Source organism: Muricauda sp. SCSIO 65647, assembly GCF_021534965.1.
In the GTDB taxonomy this organism is placed as follows: Bacteria; Bacteroidota; Bacteroidia; order Flavobacteriales; family Flavobacteriaceae; genus Flagellimonas_A.
Genome location: NZ_CP091037.1, coordinates 93842 through 108716, shown reverse-complemented (window position 1 = coordinate 108716; position 14875 = coordinate 93842). Strand labels below are relative to the sequence as shown.

Here is a 14875-nt window from a genome sequence, read left to right as displayed (position 1 = left end):
GAATAAAAGGATAAGCCTATAACCTAAAATTATAGCGGATTTTTAGAAGGATTTGTCGGTTTTGCAGGGCCCATCGTTGGCCCATGGGGTCCATGCCGTTCATTTGGTTGAGGGTGTTGTTGTTGAACACCAGAAACACATCGCCAAGGGGTGAGAAAATCCAGTGAATACGGGCGTTCAGGCCCAAGATGCGACTGTCAGTATCGTATTGCAAATAGCTGTTCAATTGCAGGTTAGAGGTGACATTGAACCGTACCCGAAGGCCCGCCAAGGTCTGGTCAAAATCCCCGAAGGGCAATCGACCACGGTTGTGCAGACCACTGAACTCAAAGGCTAGCAAGGCGCTGGGGTTCCAGTTGAGCTCAAGCTCAAATTCATCTAACGTGCCCTCATAAAAACTACCGAACCACCAAGTGGCCTGTCCGCTTAAACGGCGTTTTCGCGCAAATTCCATTTCTAGGCGGTAACGCATAAAATTGTATTCCCCCACGGGAATGGTGACCCCCTCGGCAATATCGAAGGGCTCGAGAATGTTTTCGCCCACGGGCCTTACATTGCCCTCTACGCGGTCGCCACTTTCGAGCCGCCAGTTGATGGGGGCGGTGAACACGCTGTACGACTGCCAGGGTCCGTTGATATTTTGTACATAAGTCACAAAAAACTGATGGAACATCTGTCTGAGCCAGGGTGTTTTTGGCCTTGGGGCAAAGGTGGCCCCACCACGGATAAAGTGTACCCCTTGCCTGGGCACAAAACTGAGGGAGGGGTCGAAATCCTCTCCAAAACGGGCATAGGTGAGGGCAATGTCCCATCGGTCATTGGGGTAGTCGATCTTAAAACCAAAGGCAGAACGGTCATCGGTCAGGTCGGCCCGATTGGTGAGCATCGCCCAACCGCCCACCAAAAAGTTCTTGTCGCCCTTGAACCGGGTGGTCTGAAAGGTGAAATCGCCCCCGGTCATCCAACTGTTTTCGCGCCCCAAGGGATCGCCGGTGGTGGCAATAAAGCCCACCGAACTCTCTTTCAGCACATTTCTGCGCACCCGAACGACGCCCATATTGGTGGCCTCAAAACTATCGCCTTCCAATTGAAAATCATCGGTACGTATGCCCAAGCCCCCGAAAGCGGTCTTGCCGATCCTTCCATTCAGTTTGGTGCCGCCGATGACAGGTACCTGAATATCGTCGCGAAGGCCAATTCTACGGCTGAAGAAGGGAATGACGGTGCTTTGGCCCGTGCCAAAGCCAAATTCAAAAATGTCGGAACCCTCTAAAAAAAAGGTACGCTTTTCAGGAAAGAACAGCGGAAAACGGGTGAGGTTCGTCTGGCGGGTATCGACCTCGGTCTCCCCAAAATCGGTCTTCACGGTGAAGGTGGCCAATACATTGGGACCGATGCGCTGGTTGGCATCCAAGCTATAGGTGGGATCGAGCACGGCGGCACCCTCTTCACCGATTTGGTTGAGGTTGCCGATCAAGGAGGGCCGTACATTGAGCCCGAGTCCGTAATTGAACTCAGGAAGCCCCGTGACCAGGCCGGCCCTACTGGTCTGTATGAGCCATTGGTCGCGTTTTACATTGGCCCAGCGAATGGTTTCTAAATTGCGCTGTATGCGCCGTTCGACATTGAAGCCCCATTCTGAGATTCCCCTTTTGAAGGCAATGCTCTGTATGGGGATCACGATTTCGGCTGACCAACCTTTATCGGTGATCTGTGTTTTGGCGTCCCAGACGGCATCCCAGTCCTCGTTCTCAGACTCCCCCCGGTTCGAGACCAGCGCATCGTAACGGGCCGCAAGGGCGTTTACGGCAAAAATATAGCCCGATTGCCCGTCGAGAAAGGGGTCTATGACCACCTTGACATGGTCTTCTTCTGAAATATCGGCATCCCGCAGTTTTGAAAAACGGATGATTCCGTTGGGATTGGTGTCATTGCAGGTAATTCCAATCACTACTGTTCTGGTATCTGCAATGACCTGTACCTTAGTAGTTTGCGAAGGAGTGCCGCCCTCTTCGGGAACGGTTGTTTTGAAGGTGTTCAAAACAGGGGCGTTCTGCCAATCGGTCTCGTTCAAGATACCGTCAAATTGTAGCGGTTGGGTAAGCTGTCCCGCTTTGAACGAGGGCCTGGTCTGTGCCTGAAGCGGAACATATCCCATTACAACGGAAAACAGCAACGCCCATTTCAGATAGTGGAACTTTATCGGTCGGTGATCTAGAGACAAAAGTTAACTAGGAAAAACCCAAATGTACGTTTTTGTTGCCCAGCAATCCTCTTTTTGGGCACAAGGATTACCGATAACCACTTGAAACACAGCATAACATACTAAAAGACAATTTTTTAAGTTATTGTTTCAAACCCCAAAAATCACATTATGAATCTTAGTATCAAACTACTCACGCTCTTTGTGGTGACCGGAATGGTTACCGGTAGCTATGCACAGGATGACGAAACCGGCCGATGTGCAAATTATTACAAAGGAACCTATACCCTTAAAAAAGGAAATACCAAAGAAGGCTACATTTTTATCAACGATTGCAAACCCCATCTTTTTCAACAAGGGTTACGGGTAATTGACGAAAATGCCTATACCCAATACGCAGCGGGCAAAAAAATCTCAAAGAAGGCCATTGAAAAGTTCAAGGCCAAAGAAATAGCGAGTTTTGCCCTAGAGAACGGCAGACGTTTTCAACAAGTCAAATACGTGAACCTTTCTGCCACTACCAAAATAGGCATGTTGCCAAAACCTTTTTTGTTAGAGGTCATGGCCGATGGCGATGTCACTGTATATAGAAAGTTTTACCGTACCGACAATGGCGTCATTCATGGGCCTGTTATGGATTCAAAATTGGAAGGTGGTCCGCAGCACTTGGCGTTCATGACCAATAACTTTGAGGTATTGATCCAAAATAAAAGGGACAAAAACCCCAAGAATATCAGGTCAGTCAATATCAAGAATTATTTTGGCAACAATTCAGAAATGATGAAAAAGTATCAAAACGGTGATTACGAATTCAGAAACCAGTTGCAACGTCCTGCTTCTTTTGGTGCCAATTGTGATACGCCATTTTTAGAAGCATTGGTCGAGATGGCCAATGATTACAACGGTAAAACCAACGAAGTTACCAGTACCACTTTTGAAAACTAAAAGGCAACCGCTCAACCAAGAGGGCCCGGACAATTGTTCCGGGTTTTTTTGTTTTTCGGCTGTGGCAAATGCAGTCCAAATGGGGTTGAGTTGGGTGTTGGGTGAAAGGTGAAGGGTGAAAGGTGAAGGGTGAAGGGTGAGGGGTGTTTGATGCTTGGTGCACGGTGTTTGATACTTGGTTATGAGTTAAAAGTTAAGAGTTCAAAGTTTAGGGTTTAGGGTTCAAGGTTAATGGTTATTAGTTAATAGTTATTAGTTAATAGTTATTAGTTAGTAGTTGAGGGTAAAGGGTAAAGGGTGAATGGTTAATGGTCAATGGTCTTTACCTAACGACTACCGACTACCGTCTAGCGTCTAAGAATAAAGGGATAAGGGTTATGAGCTAAAAGTTAAGAGTTCAAGGTTCAAGGTTAATGGTTATTAGTTAATAGTTATTAGTTAATAGTTATTAGTTAGTAGTTGAGGGTAAAGGGTGAATGGTTAATGGTCCTTACCTAACGACTACCGACTACCGTCTAGCGTCTAAGAATAAAGGGATAAGGGTTATGAGTTAAAAGTTAAGAGTTCAAGGTTTAAGGTTAATGGTCATTAGCTAGCGACTATCGACTAACGTCTAAGGTCTATGAATAAAGGGTAAAAGGCGCCTGCCTTTGGGTTTGTTCATAAAAAAAGCCCCAAAATGGGGCATTTGATGAATTCGGCTAACTATTAAACGAACATGCCACCCGAGGCCTCAATGCGCTGGCCGTTGACCCAAGCGGCATCATCGGTACAGAGAAAGGCGACCACCGGGCCGATATCCTCGGCTTCGCCCACACGGCCAAGGGCTGTCAAGCTGGCGATCATGTCCACCACCTGGGGTGCCTGCTCGAAGCGCTCTCTGTTGAAGTCTGTATTGATGGCACCCGGGGCCACCGTGTTGGCCTTGATCTTGCGTTCGCCCAGCTCTTTGGCCAAATATCGGGTATACACCTCTACGGCCCCTTTCATGGCCGCATAGGCCGAGTAGCCGGGGAAGGAAAACCGTGCCAGTCCGCTTGAAATGTTCACAATGCCGCCACCATCGTTCATGACGGGCAACATTTTTTGGGTTAAAAAGTACACGCCCTTGAAATGCACGTTCACCAAGTCATCAAAGGCTTCTTCGGGCGTATCGGAGACTGAACCTTCATGGCCGAACCCAGCATTGTTGATCAGGTAATCGATGTTGGTGGTGTTCCATTGGCCCTTTAGTTCAGTGACCAATGTATTCTTGAAATCATCAAAGGTGCTGACGTTGCGGGCATCGAGCTGTAGGGCGAGGCCCTTGGCGCCTTCGGCTTCGATGTCGTTCAGGGTTTCTTGCGCCGCTGCTGCGTTTGAATGGTAGGTAATGACCACATCCAATCCCTTTTTGGCCAAGTTCAGGGCCATGTCTTTTCCGAGTCCGCGGCTACCGCCGGTGACCAGGGCAATTTTTTTGGTATCCATAGTATTCTGATTTTTTAAAGTTGAACAGGGCAAAGTTCTCCATTAAGTGGGGTGATCAGGTTGCAAATGGGAAACCAAGTATTGCAAAAATCAAACAATCTCCAATTTTCGGAAGGCAATGGGGGAGTGATTGGCGTGTTTTTTGAAGAAATTACTGAAATGGGCGGTCTCTTCAAATCCGAGAGTGTGGGCGATTTCAGAGACGTTCCAGTTGGTGTGCCGTAATAGTATTTTGGCCTCTTGTACCACCCGTTCCGTAATCAGGATAGAGGTGCTTTTCTGTAATATTTCCTTTAGGGCACGGTTCAGATGGTTGACGTGCACGCCCAATTGTCTTGCAAAATCGGAAGCTGACCGCAACCGCATGCGCTGCATGGGGCTTTCAATGGGAAACTGACGTTCCAACAGCTCCATAAAGAGGCCAGAGATACGCTCTGAGGCATTGCTGTGCAAGTTTTCTGACGGAATTGCCGGTTGTAGTTTCAAAGCGGTGTGTATCAACTCAAAGACCAGATTGCGTAGCACATCGTACTTGTAAGCATAATCAGATTCGATTTCGGTGAACATGCGTTTGAAAATCGGAACGATGGTCTGCAACTGCGCATCGGTCAACTGAAAAACGGGATTGCCGCTCGGCTGAAAGACAGGGTACTGGGCCAAGTCGCCAAACCGATGAAAAAAAGCATCGGTGAACACACAGAAATAGCCTGTGAGTTGTTCGTCGATTTTTTCCCAATTGTAGGGTATCTGCGGATTCGAAAACACCATGACCTGTTTTTCGACCTTTACGACCTTATCGGCATAGTGCACACGACTCTTGCCCCTCACCAAACTGATCTTGAAATAATCTCTCCGGTTGAAGGGCATGGGCTTGGGTTTGGGTCCAGCGAACTCATCCAACTTGAACACGTTGAAATGACCTATGCCCGATTTCACACTTTCGGGCACATATTGGTGGGTCGATTTATAAAACTCTTCTATGGATACCCTTTTCTGCATGGTGCAAATTTACATAAATCAAATAATTTGTGGGGTGAAGGGTGTGTGGTGTTTGATGTTTGATACTTGGTTATGAGTTATGAGTTATGAGTTAAGAGTTAAAAGTTTAAGGTTCAAGGTTCAAGGTTATTAATCAATAGCTAGCGACTAACGACTAATGTCTGAGAATAAAGGGTAAAGGGTAAAGGGTGAAGGGTGAAGGGTGAAGGGTTAAAGGTGTTTGATGTTTGGTGTGTGGTGTTTGATACTTGGTTATGAGTTAAAAGTTAAAAGTTTAAGGTTCAAGGTTATTGATCAATGGTCAATAGCTGGCGACTAACGACTAATGTCTAAGGTCTATGAATCAAGGGAAAAATGGCAAAAGTCCCCCATGTCATTTCGAACCCTTTAGGGTGAGAAATCTACATCTTTATAGATTCCTCAATCGCTATGCTCATTTTGTAATGACGTATGGTGCGCGATGCGGGGAGCGAGAAGCACGATGTTTGATACTTGGTTATGAGTTAAGAGTTAAGAGTTAAGAGTTAAAAGTTAAAAGTTCAAGGTTATTGGTCAATAGCTAGCGACTAACGACTAATGTCTAAGGTCTATGAATCAAGGGAGGAATGGCAAAAGTCCCCATGTCATTTCGAACCCTTTAGGGTGAGAAATCTACATCTTTATAGATTCCTCAATCGCTATGCTCATTTTGGAATGACATATGGTGCGCGATGCGGGAAGCGAGAAGCGCGATGTTTGATACTTAGTTATGAGTTATGAGTTAAGAGTTTAAGGTTCAAGGTTCAAGGTTATTGGTCAATAGCTAGCGACTAACGTCTAGCGTCTAGTGTCTAGCGTCTAAAGGGATAAGGGTTGTTAGTTAAAAGTTCAAGGTTATTGGTCATTGCTAACTGCCAACTGCCAACTGCTTATAAGATTAAAGACTAAGGACCCCTACGTTCTTTTATGGCGAATGGCCCATCTTCAATTTGCTTCTAGATGCTGTACCAATTCGATAACGCTCTTCGGATCATCAAAATCAGCATTGTGTTTTTTCACCAAGTTTTTGAAGTCATTCTTTTTATCGGGATACAACTTGGCCAATTGTTTTAGGCTTTTCAGTTTTTTCAACTCCCCATTTTTCCTGATCCAATAATATCGGTATGGTTTTGTATCATACCCCATGGGCAATATCACATTATAGATCTGACTTGCATTGTTTTTGAATGAATAGGTCTCGGTACCCGAAGTTTGGGAAGTTCTACCCCCTGGGCCATCGATTCTACCCGGATACTTGATATGGCATTTGTGCTCAATATAGAACTCGGGTTCTGATCCGCTCATAAGTTCAAGAAACCGGCCGTCATATTGAACAAACCTTCGGTTGTCGATGATGACGGTGTCAATTTGTTTGACCTGATCACTGGTGATGGCCATTTTATTGCCCTTTTCGTCAAAGATCATCTCTTCTGAGGCCGCGTTGTAATTCAAGACCGCTACATTTTTTACCCCACTTTTCATCAAAACCTCACCTACCGTAAATTCAGGAAAGACATAATGCGATAAGCCTTCCGATTTCTTTTGTGCATGGCATGGTATAAATAGGAAAACAATGATGAAGAGGCCGATAACTTGTTTCATAGCATATGGTTTTGGGTTATCGAAGATAAGCAAAAACAACGTCATTATCAGGCTTGGGCCTTGGTCAATAGTGCCATATAAAATCCATCAAAACCGCTTTCAGACGGATAGATGTGCCGCTCTCTGGCCAATGTAAAGTTCTCGCCTTCGGGGGAGGCCAAAAAAGCCTCGACCTGTTGGTTGTTCTCTTCTGGGAGGATGCTACAGGTCGCGTACACCATCTTACCTTCGGGCTTGACCATTTTGCTATAGTCTCTTAGAATTTCTTGTTGTATGGTCTTGACCGTTTTCAAAAATTCGGGCTGCAACTTCCACTTGGTATCCGGATTGCGGCGCAGCACCCCAAGTCCTGAACAGGGGGCATCGAGCAAGACCCTATCGGCCTTGCCGTACAGTTTTTTGATCGCCTTGGTAGAGGCTATGGGCCGTGTCTCCATGTTGTGCACGCCATTTCGCCTCGCCCGTATCTTGAGTTTTTTGAGTTTGCTTTCATAAATGTCCATCGCGATCAATTGACCCTTGTTCTGCATCAAGGCGGCCAAATGTAGTGTTTTGCCACCCGCTCCCGCACAGGCATCAACGACCCGTTGCCCAGGCTCGACCTCTAAAAAGGGCGCCACCAATTGTGAAGAGGCGTCTTGTACTTCAAAGAGTCCGTTTTTGAAAGCTTGGGTCGTGAACACGTTTTTGCGCTCGGTCAGTTGCAGCGCATCAAGATGACCGGTGAGGGTCTTGGTCTCAATGCTTTCTTCTTTTAGCAGCTGTTGTAAAGAAGCCTTGTCAGTTTTGAGCGTATTGGTGCGTAAGATGACCTGGGCCTGTTTGTTCAGTGCGGCGATTTCTTTCGTCCACCGTTTTTCGCCCAGGGCCTTTATACCCAGTTGATCGATCCAATCGGGGATGGACTCCCGATACTTCCTGATTTTTGACAGTTCATCGAAACGGCCTTTGATACGGCGTTCGGGCGTGTTTTCCAATTGTTTCCAATCGGGTAGGTTGATGCCCCGTAGAACGGCCCAGACCGCAAAGAGCCGGAACAGGGCTTGACGGGAGTAGGGGGCATGTACCCCTGCAATTTCATCATATAACCGCCGCCAGCGTACAATGTCATAGGTGGTCTCGGCGATAAAACCACGGTCACGGGAACCCCAGCGTTTGTCGTATTTCAAGACTTTTTCAATGACCTTATCGGCGTATTCGCCCTCATTGAAAATAAGGTTGAGGGCATCGATAACAGCAAAGACAAGGTTTCGGTGTAAGCGCATAGTATGTTTTGAGCCAACAAAAATAGGGTTATTGTTTTGTTCATTTTGTCTTGATGCAAAATTGTTCGACTCTGCTAAGCACAGGCTTGTTAGAGGGGAGGTTTTCTTCTCTATTTTTGAACAAACCTTACAAATGAAAAGAATCACTTTTGCCATACTGTTTGTTTCTTCGCTTATCGGATGCACCGAAAGAGACCGATCAAAAAATTATACTTCCGTTGAAATCGAAATCGTTTTTGAAGATTCGGTCAGTATTCGGGCCATTACGTTTTTAGATGACCGCACACTGGCCTTTGCCGGCAGCAGGGGCATGTTCGGTACGGTCGATTTGCGCACACACACCGTTAGAAGCAATGTACAACGGTATGATACCATCACTCCTGATTTTCGCGCCGTGGCAGGTACTTCCACTGATTTCTTTATGCTCTCGGTGGCGAGTCCGGCCCTGCTTTACAAAACAGGGGACAGTGGACAAATGGAACTGGTCTATAAGGAAGAGGGAGAAGGTGTTTTCTATGATTCAATGACCTTTTGGAACGACGAAGAGGGCATTGCCATTGGTGATACGGTCGATGGTTGTCTGTCAATTATCATTACCAGGGATGGCGGCCACAACTGGAAGAAAATACCTTGCGAAGAACTGCCTCCTTCAAAAGTAGGTGAAGGGGCTTTTGCCGCCAGCGACACCAATATTGCCGTGGTGGGAGAAAAAACCTGGGTGGCGACCACCGCAGGGCGGATTATTTTTTCTTTGGACAAAGGGAAAAGTTGGGAGGTTTTCAAGACCCCTATCATCAAAGATGAACCGACCCAAGGCATTTATTCCATCGATTTTTATGATGAAAACCTGGGCTTTGGTATCGGAGGGGATTATACCCAACCGGAAGCCAATACGGCGAACAAGGCCATCACTGAAGATGGTGGCAAGACGTGGACACTTGTTGCCGATGGGCAAGAGCCCAACTATAAAAGTTGTGTGCAGTTTGTGCCCAACTCAAATGGAGATAATCTGACGGCGGTTGGTTTTACGGGTATTTCCGTTTCCAATGACAGGGGAAAAAATTGGATTTCCCTCTCAGAAGAATCGTTTTATACAGTACGTTTTTTAAACGATTCCGTCGCCTATGCCGCAGGTAAAAATCGAATCGCCAAACTCGTCTTTAAATAGAAAAAGGTGGCAAACGCCACCCTCTTCTCAACTAACAACCAACCAAACAGTCTACAGATTATACGGTAACCACGACAAAATGCCGTCCTGATTTCTTATACCAGATCCCTTTGTACTTATATAGTTTTCTACCGTTGACCACCACTATTTTATTGCCTCTGGGCAGTGCTCTGACCTTGATGCCTATAGGTGCGGCACAAACCACGTACTTTCTGCCCCTTGCCCTATACCAAACACCGTCGGCAAAGTAGTAATTGGTTCTTTTGTGCACGACGACCTTGGGCCCGTTGATGGTGGTGACCACGGTACCGTGTTTCGGATAGACCCGTACCACGGTTCGTTGTGCTTCTACGGTCAACAATGATCCAAACAGTGTTACGACCAGCAATAGTATTTTTACCTTTTTCATGACTTTTCTTTTTGGGTTTCTATTTCTTTGACCGTTAAACGTCAAAAGGGTTTAAGCCATTTCGGTTTTTTTCGATGAACCGCCCAAATAAGACCTGTCAAAATCACAAAGCCACTGATAGACAGTAGATTGACTTTCTTCGTGGTCAACCGTTCATCGATGGTATTTATATTTCCCTTGGCCGAAATGTTTCCCCTGTTCAGGATATGCCTGATCTTTTTGTCACCATACTGTATGTTCACATAATTTTTGATGGGGGTATAGACCTCGGTAAAACTGATGATCTCAATGGTATATCGTTCTAAGCTCTCCTTAAGGTGCTCTAGTGAAAAGCGAATGGTCGCATCGTGTTGTGTCAGGGCTGCATTTTTGAAAGTTAGACCGATAGGTTCACCATTTACATAAAAATGTATGGTGCTTTTCAGGTACGCCGATAGTTCGGCATGATAATCTGAAATTACGATCATGCTCTGGTCGGCCAGTTCTTCATTCAAATGCTGTAGCAAGTCCACCACGGTCTGGGGGGTCAGATGAATGACCAATTCTTTTTGTTCGTACTTAAAAAAATAGCTTACCTCGTATGGATTATGTGCTTTGGCTATGTTTGTGGTAAGGAAGAACAAAAATGCGCCCATGATGCAAAAATGTCTCATAGCGGCTAATTTCTAAAATTGAAACTTTGATCGGGAGTACCTGAAAAACAAAGGGGAGATGAAGGGAAATTATCCGTTATCACATAATAATATTCGTTTTCCGATTCTGGTGTTTTTCCAAAACGACCATTGCACTCATCCAATTCAGAAATTCCATCGACATACTCATAATCATTGAAATAGTAGCCATCTGGACAACCGTCAGGAGCAGAAATACCATCGCCCCCCCTGGGTTCTGTCTTTAGCTGATAACCACTTTGAAATGCGGCAATGGTAGTGCCATCATTAGCATATCCATATTTGTAATAAATAGGGAATCCATCAGCGGCATATCCTACTTTGACCATTTCGGTTCCGTCGGCATTCAGACCATCAAGATAGTTTGAGGGCGTTCCGTGATAATGGTACCTACCTGTTGGTTGTACGTGGGCATTGTTGCAATCAAGACCCAAATTTGTGGTGGATTGCAGGGTGGTGATGTTCCATTCCATATTCATGGTCCCTGTCGAACCCACAAAGAACTCAGCTGTGTAGGGATCGACGGCCACCCCAGAAAACAGCACTCCGAACGTATAGCCTTGACCAAACGTAATGTCATTGGCAGGTTCAGGTTCTGTGGTCATGGAGAAAGTTTCAGATGCTTCTGCTATGGTATTGGGGTTGCCACTGTTGGGAAATTCCCCTACCAAGTGGTCTGCCACGCCATTAATAGTAATGGTTCTGACGTTGCCAGAGACCGATTCGGTATATTGTGAATTGATGCCCAATTGCGATTGAATATCAATACTGCAACTTTCTGGGTCTAAATTGATGGTGAACAGACTGCTGGTGCCATTGCAATCAAGAGTACTTTCTTCAGCAATGTCGTCTTGGCCATTTTCGGTGGCGACTATCTCAGAATCATCAGATGAACAGGCCATGATCAGTGAAACAAAAATCAGTGAAAGCGTTTTTATTGTTTTCATGGGTTAGAATTTTATTTATGTTGGTTTGACCACATTTGTATGGCAGGGTTTAGTTTGAGCACAAAAAAAAGAGGCCAAAAGCCCCTTTTTAACATACAATTGTGATTTAGAGGTTAGCCTCCTCCCCGTTTCTTACGAAACTGTTGTAATAGACTTTTTCTGAAATCCTCTTCCGCTTTTATGAGCAAAAGTGTCTTCTTGGCAGAAAGTACTTGTCTAACCTTATTGAGGTATTGGGTATTGGCCTCGAGTTTTTCAGCGTGCAGGGTCATCAATTCATCCAACAGTTTTTCGGCTTCTTGATCGCTCAAGTCAGGGGCATCCATCATGCGGCCTGCCAATTGCCGACGCTCTTTGCGGCGAAAAGTTTCTATGCGTTCTTCATGCTCGTTGTATATGGGCCAAAATGATTGGGCCTCTTGGCTGGTCAAGCTCAAGCGCTCGGTCAAAAAGGCCACTTTCAGTGTCTTTACCCTCTCTCTTGGGCCATTTTGTGCTTGGGCCATAATGGTAAAGAACAGCAAGGGAAGGCACAACAATTTTTTATTCCAGTTCATTGTAATCAAGGTTTAGTTCATCAAGATCTTCGATGTTCTCGTCGAGATACTCCAAGATGTTTTCCTCACCTAAAGGTACTTCTGTTATATCGCTGATCGCGATATTTTCAATGGGCAACAGTTCTGCTATTTCGTTAGTGGTGAGGTTGAAATTGGTGTTTTCAAAATAATCGGCGATATCGCTGCTGGCCAAATCGTCGAACTCGATTTCTGTACTACGCTCTATGTTGAGTGCCAGTGCCAGAGCAATGATGGCAGCAATGGCCGCAGCCGCATAGTAAAACTTTTTTTGGGGATTGAGTTGTACAACCTTTCCCTCGCCATTTTCTATACGGGAAGCGATTTTCGAAGGTAAGTTCTCGAAATATCCATCGGGAACGGCAAACCCATCGCTCTCGGGAATAATGTTCTGATGGCTATCGGAATCTTTGGCAATTCTATCCATGAGACGCTCATTGAAGCGCTCAAAGTAGCCCTCAGGGGTTTTGAACTTATTTTTTTGGTTCTCTTTCATTGCTCTTTTATGATTTCAAAATCAACAAAAGGTTTAATCTTCCCTAAGATACGCCTCAATCTTCTTAACCGCCAAATGGTACGAAGCCTTTAGTCCGCCCACTGAGGTTTCCAGTATCTCCGATATTTCTTCGTATTTCATCTCTTGAAAATATTTCATGTTGAACACCAGTTTTTGCTTTTCAGGTAGGGTTGCCAGTGCCTTTTGTAACTTCAATTGTATCTCATCGCCCTCAAAGTACACATCTGATTGTAGGTTGTCGACCAACACCTGTTGCAGGTCTTCATTGCTGATGCCCGACTTTTTTGATTTTTGCTTCAAAAAACTGAGGCTTTCATTGGTGGCGATGCGGTACATCCATGAATACAATTTGCTTTCTCCCTTGAACCCCTCAATATTCTTAAATACCTTGATGAAGGTGTTCTGCAGCACATCATCGGCGTCGTCATGGTTCAGCACAATTCTTCTGATATGCCAATACAAACGTTCTTTGTAGGTATTGACAAGTACCTCAAAGGCTTTTGAACGGCTCTCTTCTTCTTTGAGCTGCACTAATAAGGTTTCTTCAGCAATCAAAGGGGCTGTGTGTTTAAAGCTTTGACTAAAATACAGGGAAAAGGTTTAACTAGGAAACATGTAAATTTTGATTTTCTATACCCATCTGCGCAACTTCACCATATTTTTTTCATCCATTGGAAAAAGAATTTTATGAAATCTTGGACTTTCCCAATTATTGTAGGCTCGGTCTTTATGTTGGGCTGTGATGCTACTAACGACGATGATGTGCCCCCTTTCGAAAATGATGCACTGGAAACCGCAATGGCAAAAGCGATGGTTTCCAAAAACAACCAATTCGCATTGGATTTTTTTCAGGAAGTAAGCGAGAATGAGGAAAAAGAAAACTATATGGTATCGCCATTGAGCCTTTCCATGGCCTTGGGCATGGTACACAATGGTGCCGATGGCGACACAAAACTGGCCTTTGACGATCTGTTGGGCAATGATGTTTCCCTTGACGAACGTAACCAGTTCAACAAAGATTTGAGAAAATCACTTACCACAAAAACCGATGGCACGGACCTAAGTCTGGCCAATGCTATCTGGATTCAAGAAAATTTTCCGGTAGCGGAAGATTTTACAATCACCAACCAAAACTTTTATGATGCCGAAGTCGGCAATCTTGATTTCAGGGAGCCCGAAGCGGTAACCACTGTCAATGATTGGGTCGAGCGCCATACAAATGGTAAAATAGAAGAGCTCGTCGAAGAATTTGATCCCCAGACCCGTCTCTTCTTGGTGAATGCCCTTTATTTCAAATCACAATGGAAATATCGTTTCAAGACCGAAGATACCCGAAATGCACCATTTTACAGTTCACCTGAAAATTCGGTTGAAGTTCCTATGATGAACATGAATGCAGAAGTGCCCTATTTTTCAAATGAGACGTTTTCATCGATCATTCTACCCTATAAAAAGGAGCGTTTTGAAATGTTGCTGTTCTTGCCGCATGATGGGTTGACGACCAAAAGCATTGTTGAAAATATGAGCAGCGAGAATTTCAACGCTTGGCTAGAAGGGTATGAATTGAGTGACCTTGATGTTGGGGTGCCCAAATTCAAGATGGAATATGAGAACAAACTCAACGATGAATTGACCAATATGGGTCTGGGCATTGCCTTTTCATTTGATGCTGATTTCGGAAATATCAATAAAGATGCGCCGTTACAGATATCTGATGTGATCCAAAAAACCTTTATCGAGGTCAATGAAGAGGGCACCGAGGCCGCTGCAGTTACGGGAGTGGGTATTGAAGTGACTTCGGCAGGGCCCTCATTCGTGGCAAATCGCCCTTTTTTGTACATGATTCGAGACAGCTATACAGGCAGCATTTGTTTTATGGGCAAGGTAGGTCTACCTTAATTTCACCAACAACAAAAAGGGGTATAAGAAAGCAATTGGCCTATTTACGAGGTTGGAGGTACGAAGTTGGAAGTTCGAAGTATGAAGTTAGAGGTGCGAAGTGGGAAGTATGAAGTTGGAAGTGTGAGGTTGGAGGTGCGAAGTGGGAAGTGTGAGGTTGGAGGTGCGAAGTGGGAAGTTTGAAGTT

Annotated in this window: 14 protein-coding genes; 3 read left to right on the top strand and 11 right to left on the bottom strand. The window is 45.2% G+C overall.

The features are described from left to right. Positions 1 to 16: 16 nt before the first annotated feature. A complete protein-coding gene (locus L0P89_RS00510) occupies positions 17 to 2158 on the bottom strand; it encodes a carbohydrate binding family 9 domain-containing protein (protein ID WP_235266446.1) in 2142 nt (713 codons plus the stop codon). Between the two features lie 216 nt (positions 2159 to 2374). Here L0P89_RS00510 and L0P89_RS00505 point away from each other — a divergent pair, with 216 nt between their 5' ends. Further along, a complete protein-coding gene (locus tag L0P89_RS00505; protein ID WP_235266445.1) occupies positions 2375 to 3148 on the top strand; it encodes a hypothetical protein in 774 nt (257 codons plus the stop codon). 708 nt (positions 3149 to 3856) lie between these two features. Here L0P89_RS00505 and L0P89_RS00500 read toward each other — a convergent pair. The 4 genes from L0P89_RS00500 to L0P89_RS00485 form a co-directional block, all read right to left on the bottom strand. Next, positions 3857 to 4618: an SDR family NAD(P)-dependent oxidoreductase gene (locus L0P89_RS00500; protein ID WP_235266444.1), complete on the bottom strand. Its 762-nt coding sequence runs from the start codon at positions 4616 to 4618 to the stop codon at positions 3857 to 3859. A 90-nt stretch (positions 4619 to 4708) separates the two neighbouring features. After that, the gene (locus L0P89_RS00495; RefSeq protein WP_235266443.1) at positions 4709 to 5617 is read right to left on the bottom strand and encodes a helix-turn-helix domain-containing protein; all 909 of its coding nucleotides are present in this window, start codon (positions 5615 to 5617) and stop codon (positions 4709 to 4711) included. A gap of 963 nt (positions 5618 to 6580) precedes the next feature. Beyond that, entirely contained in the window at positions 6581 to 7237 is a 657-nt protein-coding gene (locus tag L0P89_RS00490) for a hypothetical protein (RefSeq protein ID WP_235266442.1), read from the bottom strand. Positions 7238 to 7284: 47 nt separating this feature from the next. Then, positions 7285 to 8502, bottom strand: coding sequence for an RsmB/NOP family class I SAM-dependent RNA methyltransferase (locus L0P89_RS00485; protein WP_235266441.1), 1218 nt, complete (start codon positions 8500 to 8502; stop codon positions 7285 to 7287). A 133-nt stretch (positions 8503 to 8635) separates the two neighbouring features. Between L0P89_RS00485 and L0P89_RS00480 the strand changes: the two genes are divergently transcribed. Continuing rightward, entirely contained in the window at positions 8636 to 9670 is a 1035-nt protein-coding gene (locus L0P89_RS00480; protein ID WP_235266440.1) for a WD40/YVTN/BNR-like repeat-containing protein, read from the top strand. Positions 9671 to 9728: 58 nt separating this feature from the next. Here the strand turns inward: L0P89_RS00480 and L0P89_RS00475 are convergent, their stop codons facing one another. The 6 genes from L0P89_RS00475 to L0P89_RS00450 all read right to left on the bottom strand — a co-directional run bounded on the left by L0P89_RS00475 (position 9729) and on the right by L0P89_RS00450 (position 13344). After that, positions 9729 to 10079 carry a DUF6515 family protein gene (locus tag L0P89_RS00475; RefSeq protein ID WP_235266439.1) on the bottom strand — a complete coding sequence of 117 codons (351 nt, stop codon included), beginning with the start codon at positions 10077 to 10079 and terminating at the stop codon, positions 9729 to 9731. Between the two features lie 41 nt (positions 10080 to 10120). Then, a complete protein-coding gene (locus L0P89_RS00470; protein WP_235266438.1) occupies positions 10121 to 10732 on the bottom strand; it encodes a DUF6702 family protein in 612 nt (203 codons plus the stop codon). 5 nt (positions 10733 to 10737) lie between these two features. Then, positions 10738 to 11697, bottom strand: coding sequence for a YHYH protein (locus L0P89_RS00465; protein WP_235266437.1), 960 nt, complete (start codon positions 11695 to 11697; stop codon positions 10738 to 10740). Between the two features lie 113 nt (positions 11698 to 11810). Next, the gene (locus L0P89_RS00460; protein WP_235266436.1) at positions 11811 to 12254 is read right to left on the bottom strand and encodes a Spy/CpxP family protein refolding chaperone; all 444 of its coding nucleotides are present in this window, start codon (positions 12252 to 12254) and stop codon (positions 11811 to 11813) included. Further along, a complete protein-coding gene (locus tag L0P89_RS00455) occupies positions 12241 to 12768 on the bottom strand; it encodes a hypothetical protein (RefSeq protein ID WP_235266435.1) in 528 nt (175 codons plus the stop codon). The genes L0P89_RS00460 and L0P89_RS00455 overlap by 14 nt, the downstream gene beginning before the upstream one ends. Before the next feature lie 33 nt (positions 12769 to 12801). After that, positions 12802 to 13344, bottom strand: coding sequence for an RNA polymerase sigma factor (locus tag L0P89_RS00450; protein ID WP_235266434.1), 543 nt, complete (start codon positions 13342 to 13344; stop codon positions 12802 to 12804). 132 nt (positions 13345 to 13476) lie between these two features. Here L0P89_RS00450 and L0P89_RS00445 point away from each other — a divergent pair, with 132 nt between their 5' ends. Then, positions 13477 to 14688: a serpin family protein gene (locus L0P89_RS00445; RefSeq protein WP_235266433.1), complete on the top strand. Its 1212-nt coding sequence runs from the start codon at positions 13477 to 13479 to the stop codon at positions 14686 to 14688. Positions 14689 to 14875 lie beyond the last annotated feature (187 nt).

Excerpts from the sequence above, each read along its gene's own strand:
- L0P89_RS00485 (WP_235266441.1), bottom strand. The coding sequence starts at position 8,502 with ATGCGCTTACACCGAAACCTTGTCTTTGCTGTTATCGATGCCCTCAAC.
- L0P89_RS00455 (WP_235266435.1), bottom strand. The coding sequence starts at position 12,768 with ATGAAAGAGAACCAAAAAAATAAGTTCAAAACCCCTGAGGGCTACTTT.
- L0P89_RS00475 (WP_235266439.1), bottom strand. The coding sequence starts at position 10,079 with ATGAAAAAGGTAAAAATACTATTGCTGGTCGTAACACTGTTTGGATCA.
- L0P89_RS00465 (WP_235266437.1), bottom strand. The coding sequence starts at position 11,697 with ATGAAAACAATAAAAACGCTTTCACTGATTTTTGTTTCACTGATCATG.
- L0P89_RS00500 (WP_235266444.1), bottom strand. The coding sequence starts at position 4,618 with ATGGATACCAAAAAAATTGCCCTGGTCACCGGCGGTAGCCGCGGACTC.
- L0P89_RS00460 (WP_235266436.1), bottom strand. The coding sequence starts at position 12,254 with ATGAACTGGAATAAAAAATTGTTGTGCCTTCCCTTGCTGTTCTTTACC.
- L0P89_RS00510 (WP_235266446.1), bottom strand. The coding sequence starts at position 2,158 with ATGGGATATGTTCCGCTTCAGGCACAGACCAGGCCCTCGTTCAAAGCG.
- L0P89_RS00490 (WP_235266442.1), bottom strand. The coding sequence starts at position 7,237 with ATGAAACAAGTTATCGGCCTCTTCATCATTGTTTTCCTATTTATACCA.
- L0P89_RS00505 (WP_235266445.1), top strand. The coding sequence starts at position 2,375 with ATGAATCTTAGTATCAAACTACTCACGCTCTTTGTGGTGACCGGAATG.
- L0P89_RS00480 (WP_235266440.1), top strand. The coding sequence starts at position 8,636 with ATGAAAAGAATCACTTTTGCCATACTGTTTGTTTCTTCGCTTATCGGA.
- L0P89_RS00495 (WP_235266443.1), bottom strand. The coding sequence starts at position 5,617 with ATGCAGAAAAGGGTATCCATAGAAGAGTTTTATAAATCGACCCACCAA.
- L0P89_RS00445 (WP_235266433.1), top strand. The coding sequence starts at position 13,477 with ATGAAATCTTGGACTTTCCCAATTATTGTAGGCTCGGTCTTTATGTTG.
- L0P89_RS00470 (WP_235266438.1), bottom strand. The coding sequence starts at position 10,732 with ATGAGACATTTTTGCATCATGGGCGCATTTTTGTTCTTCCTTACCACA.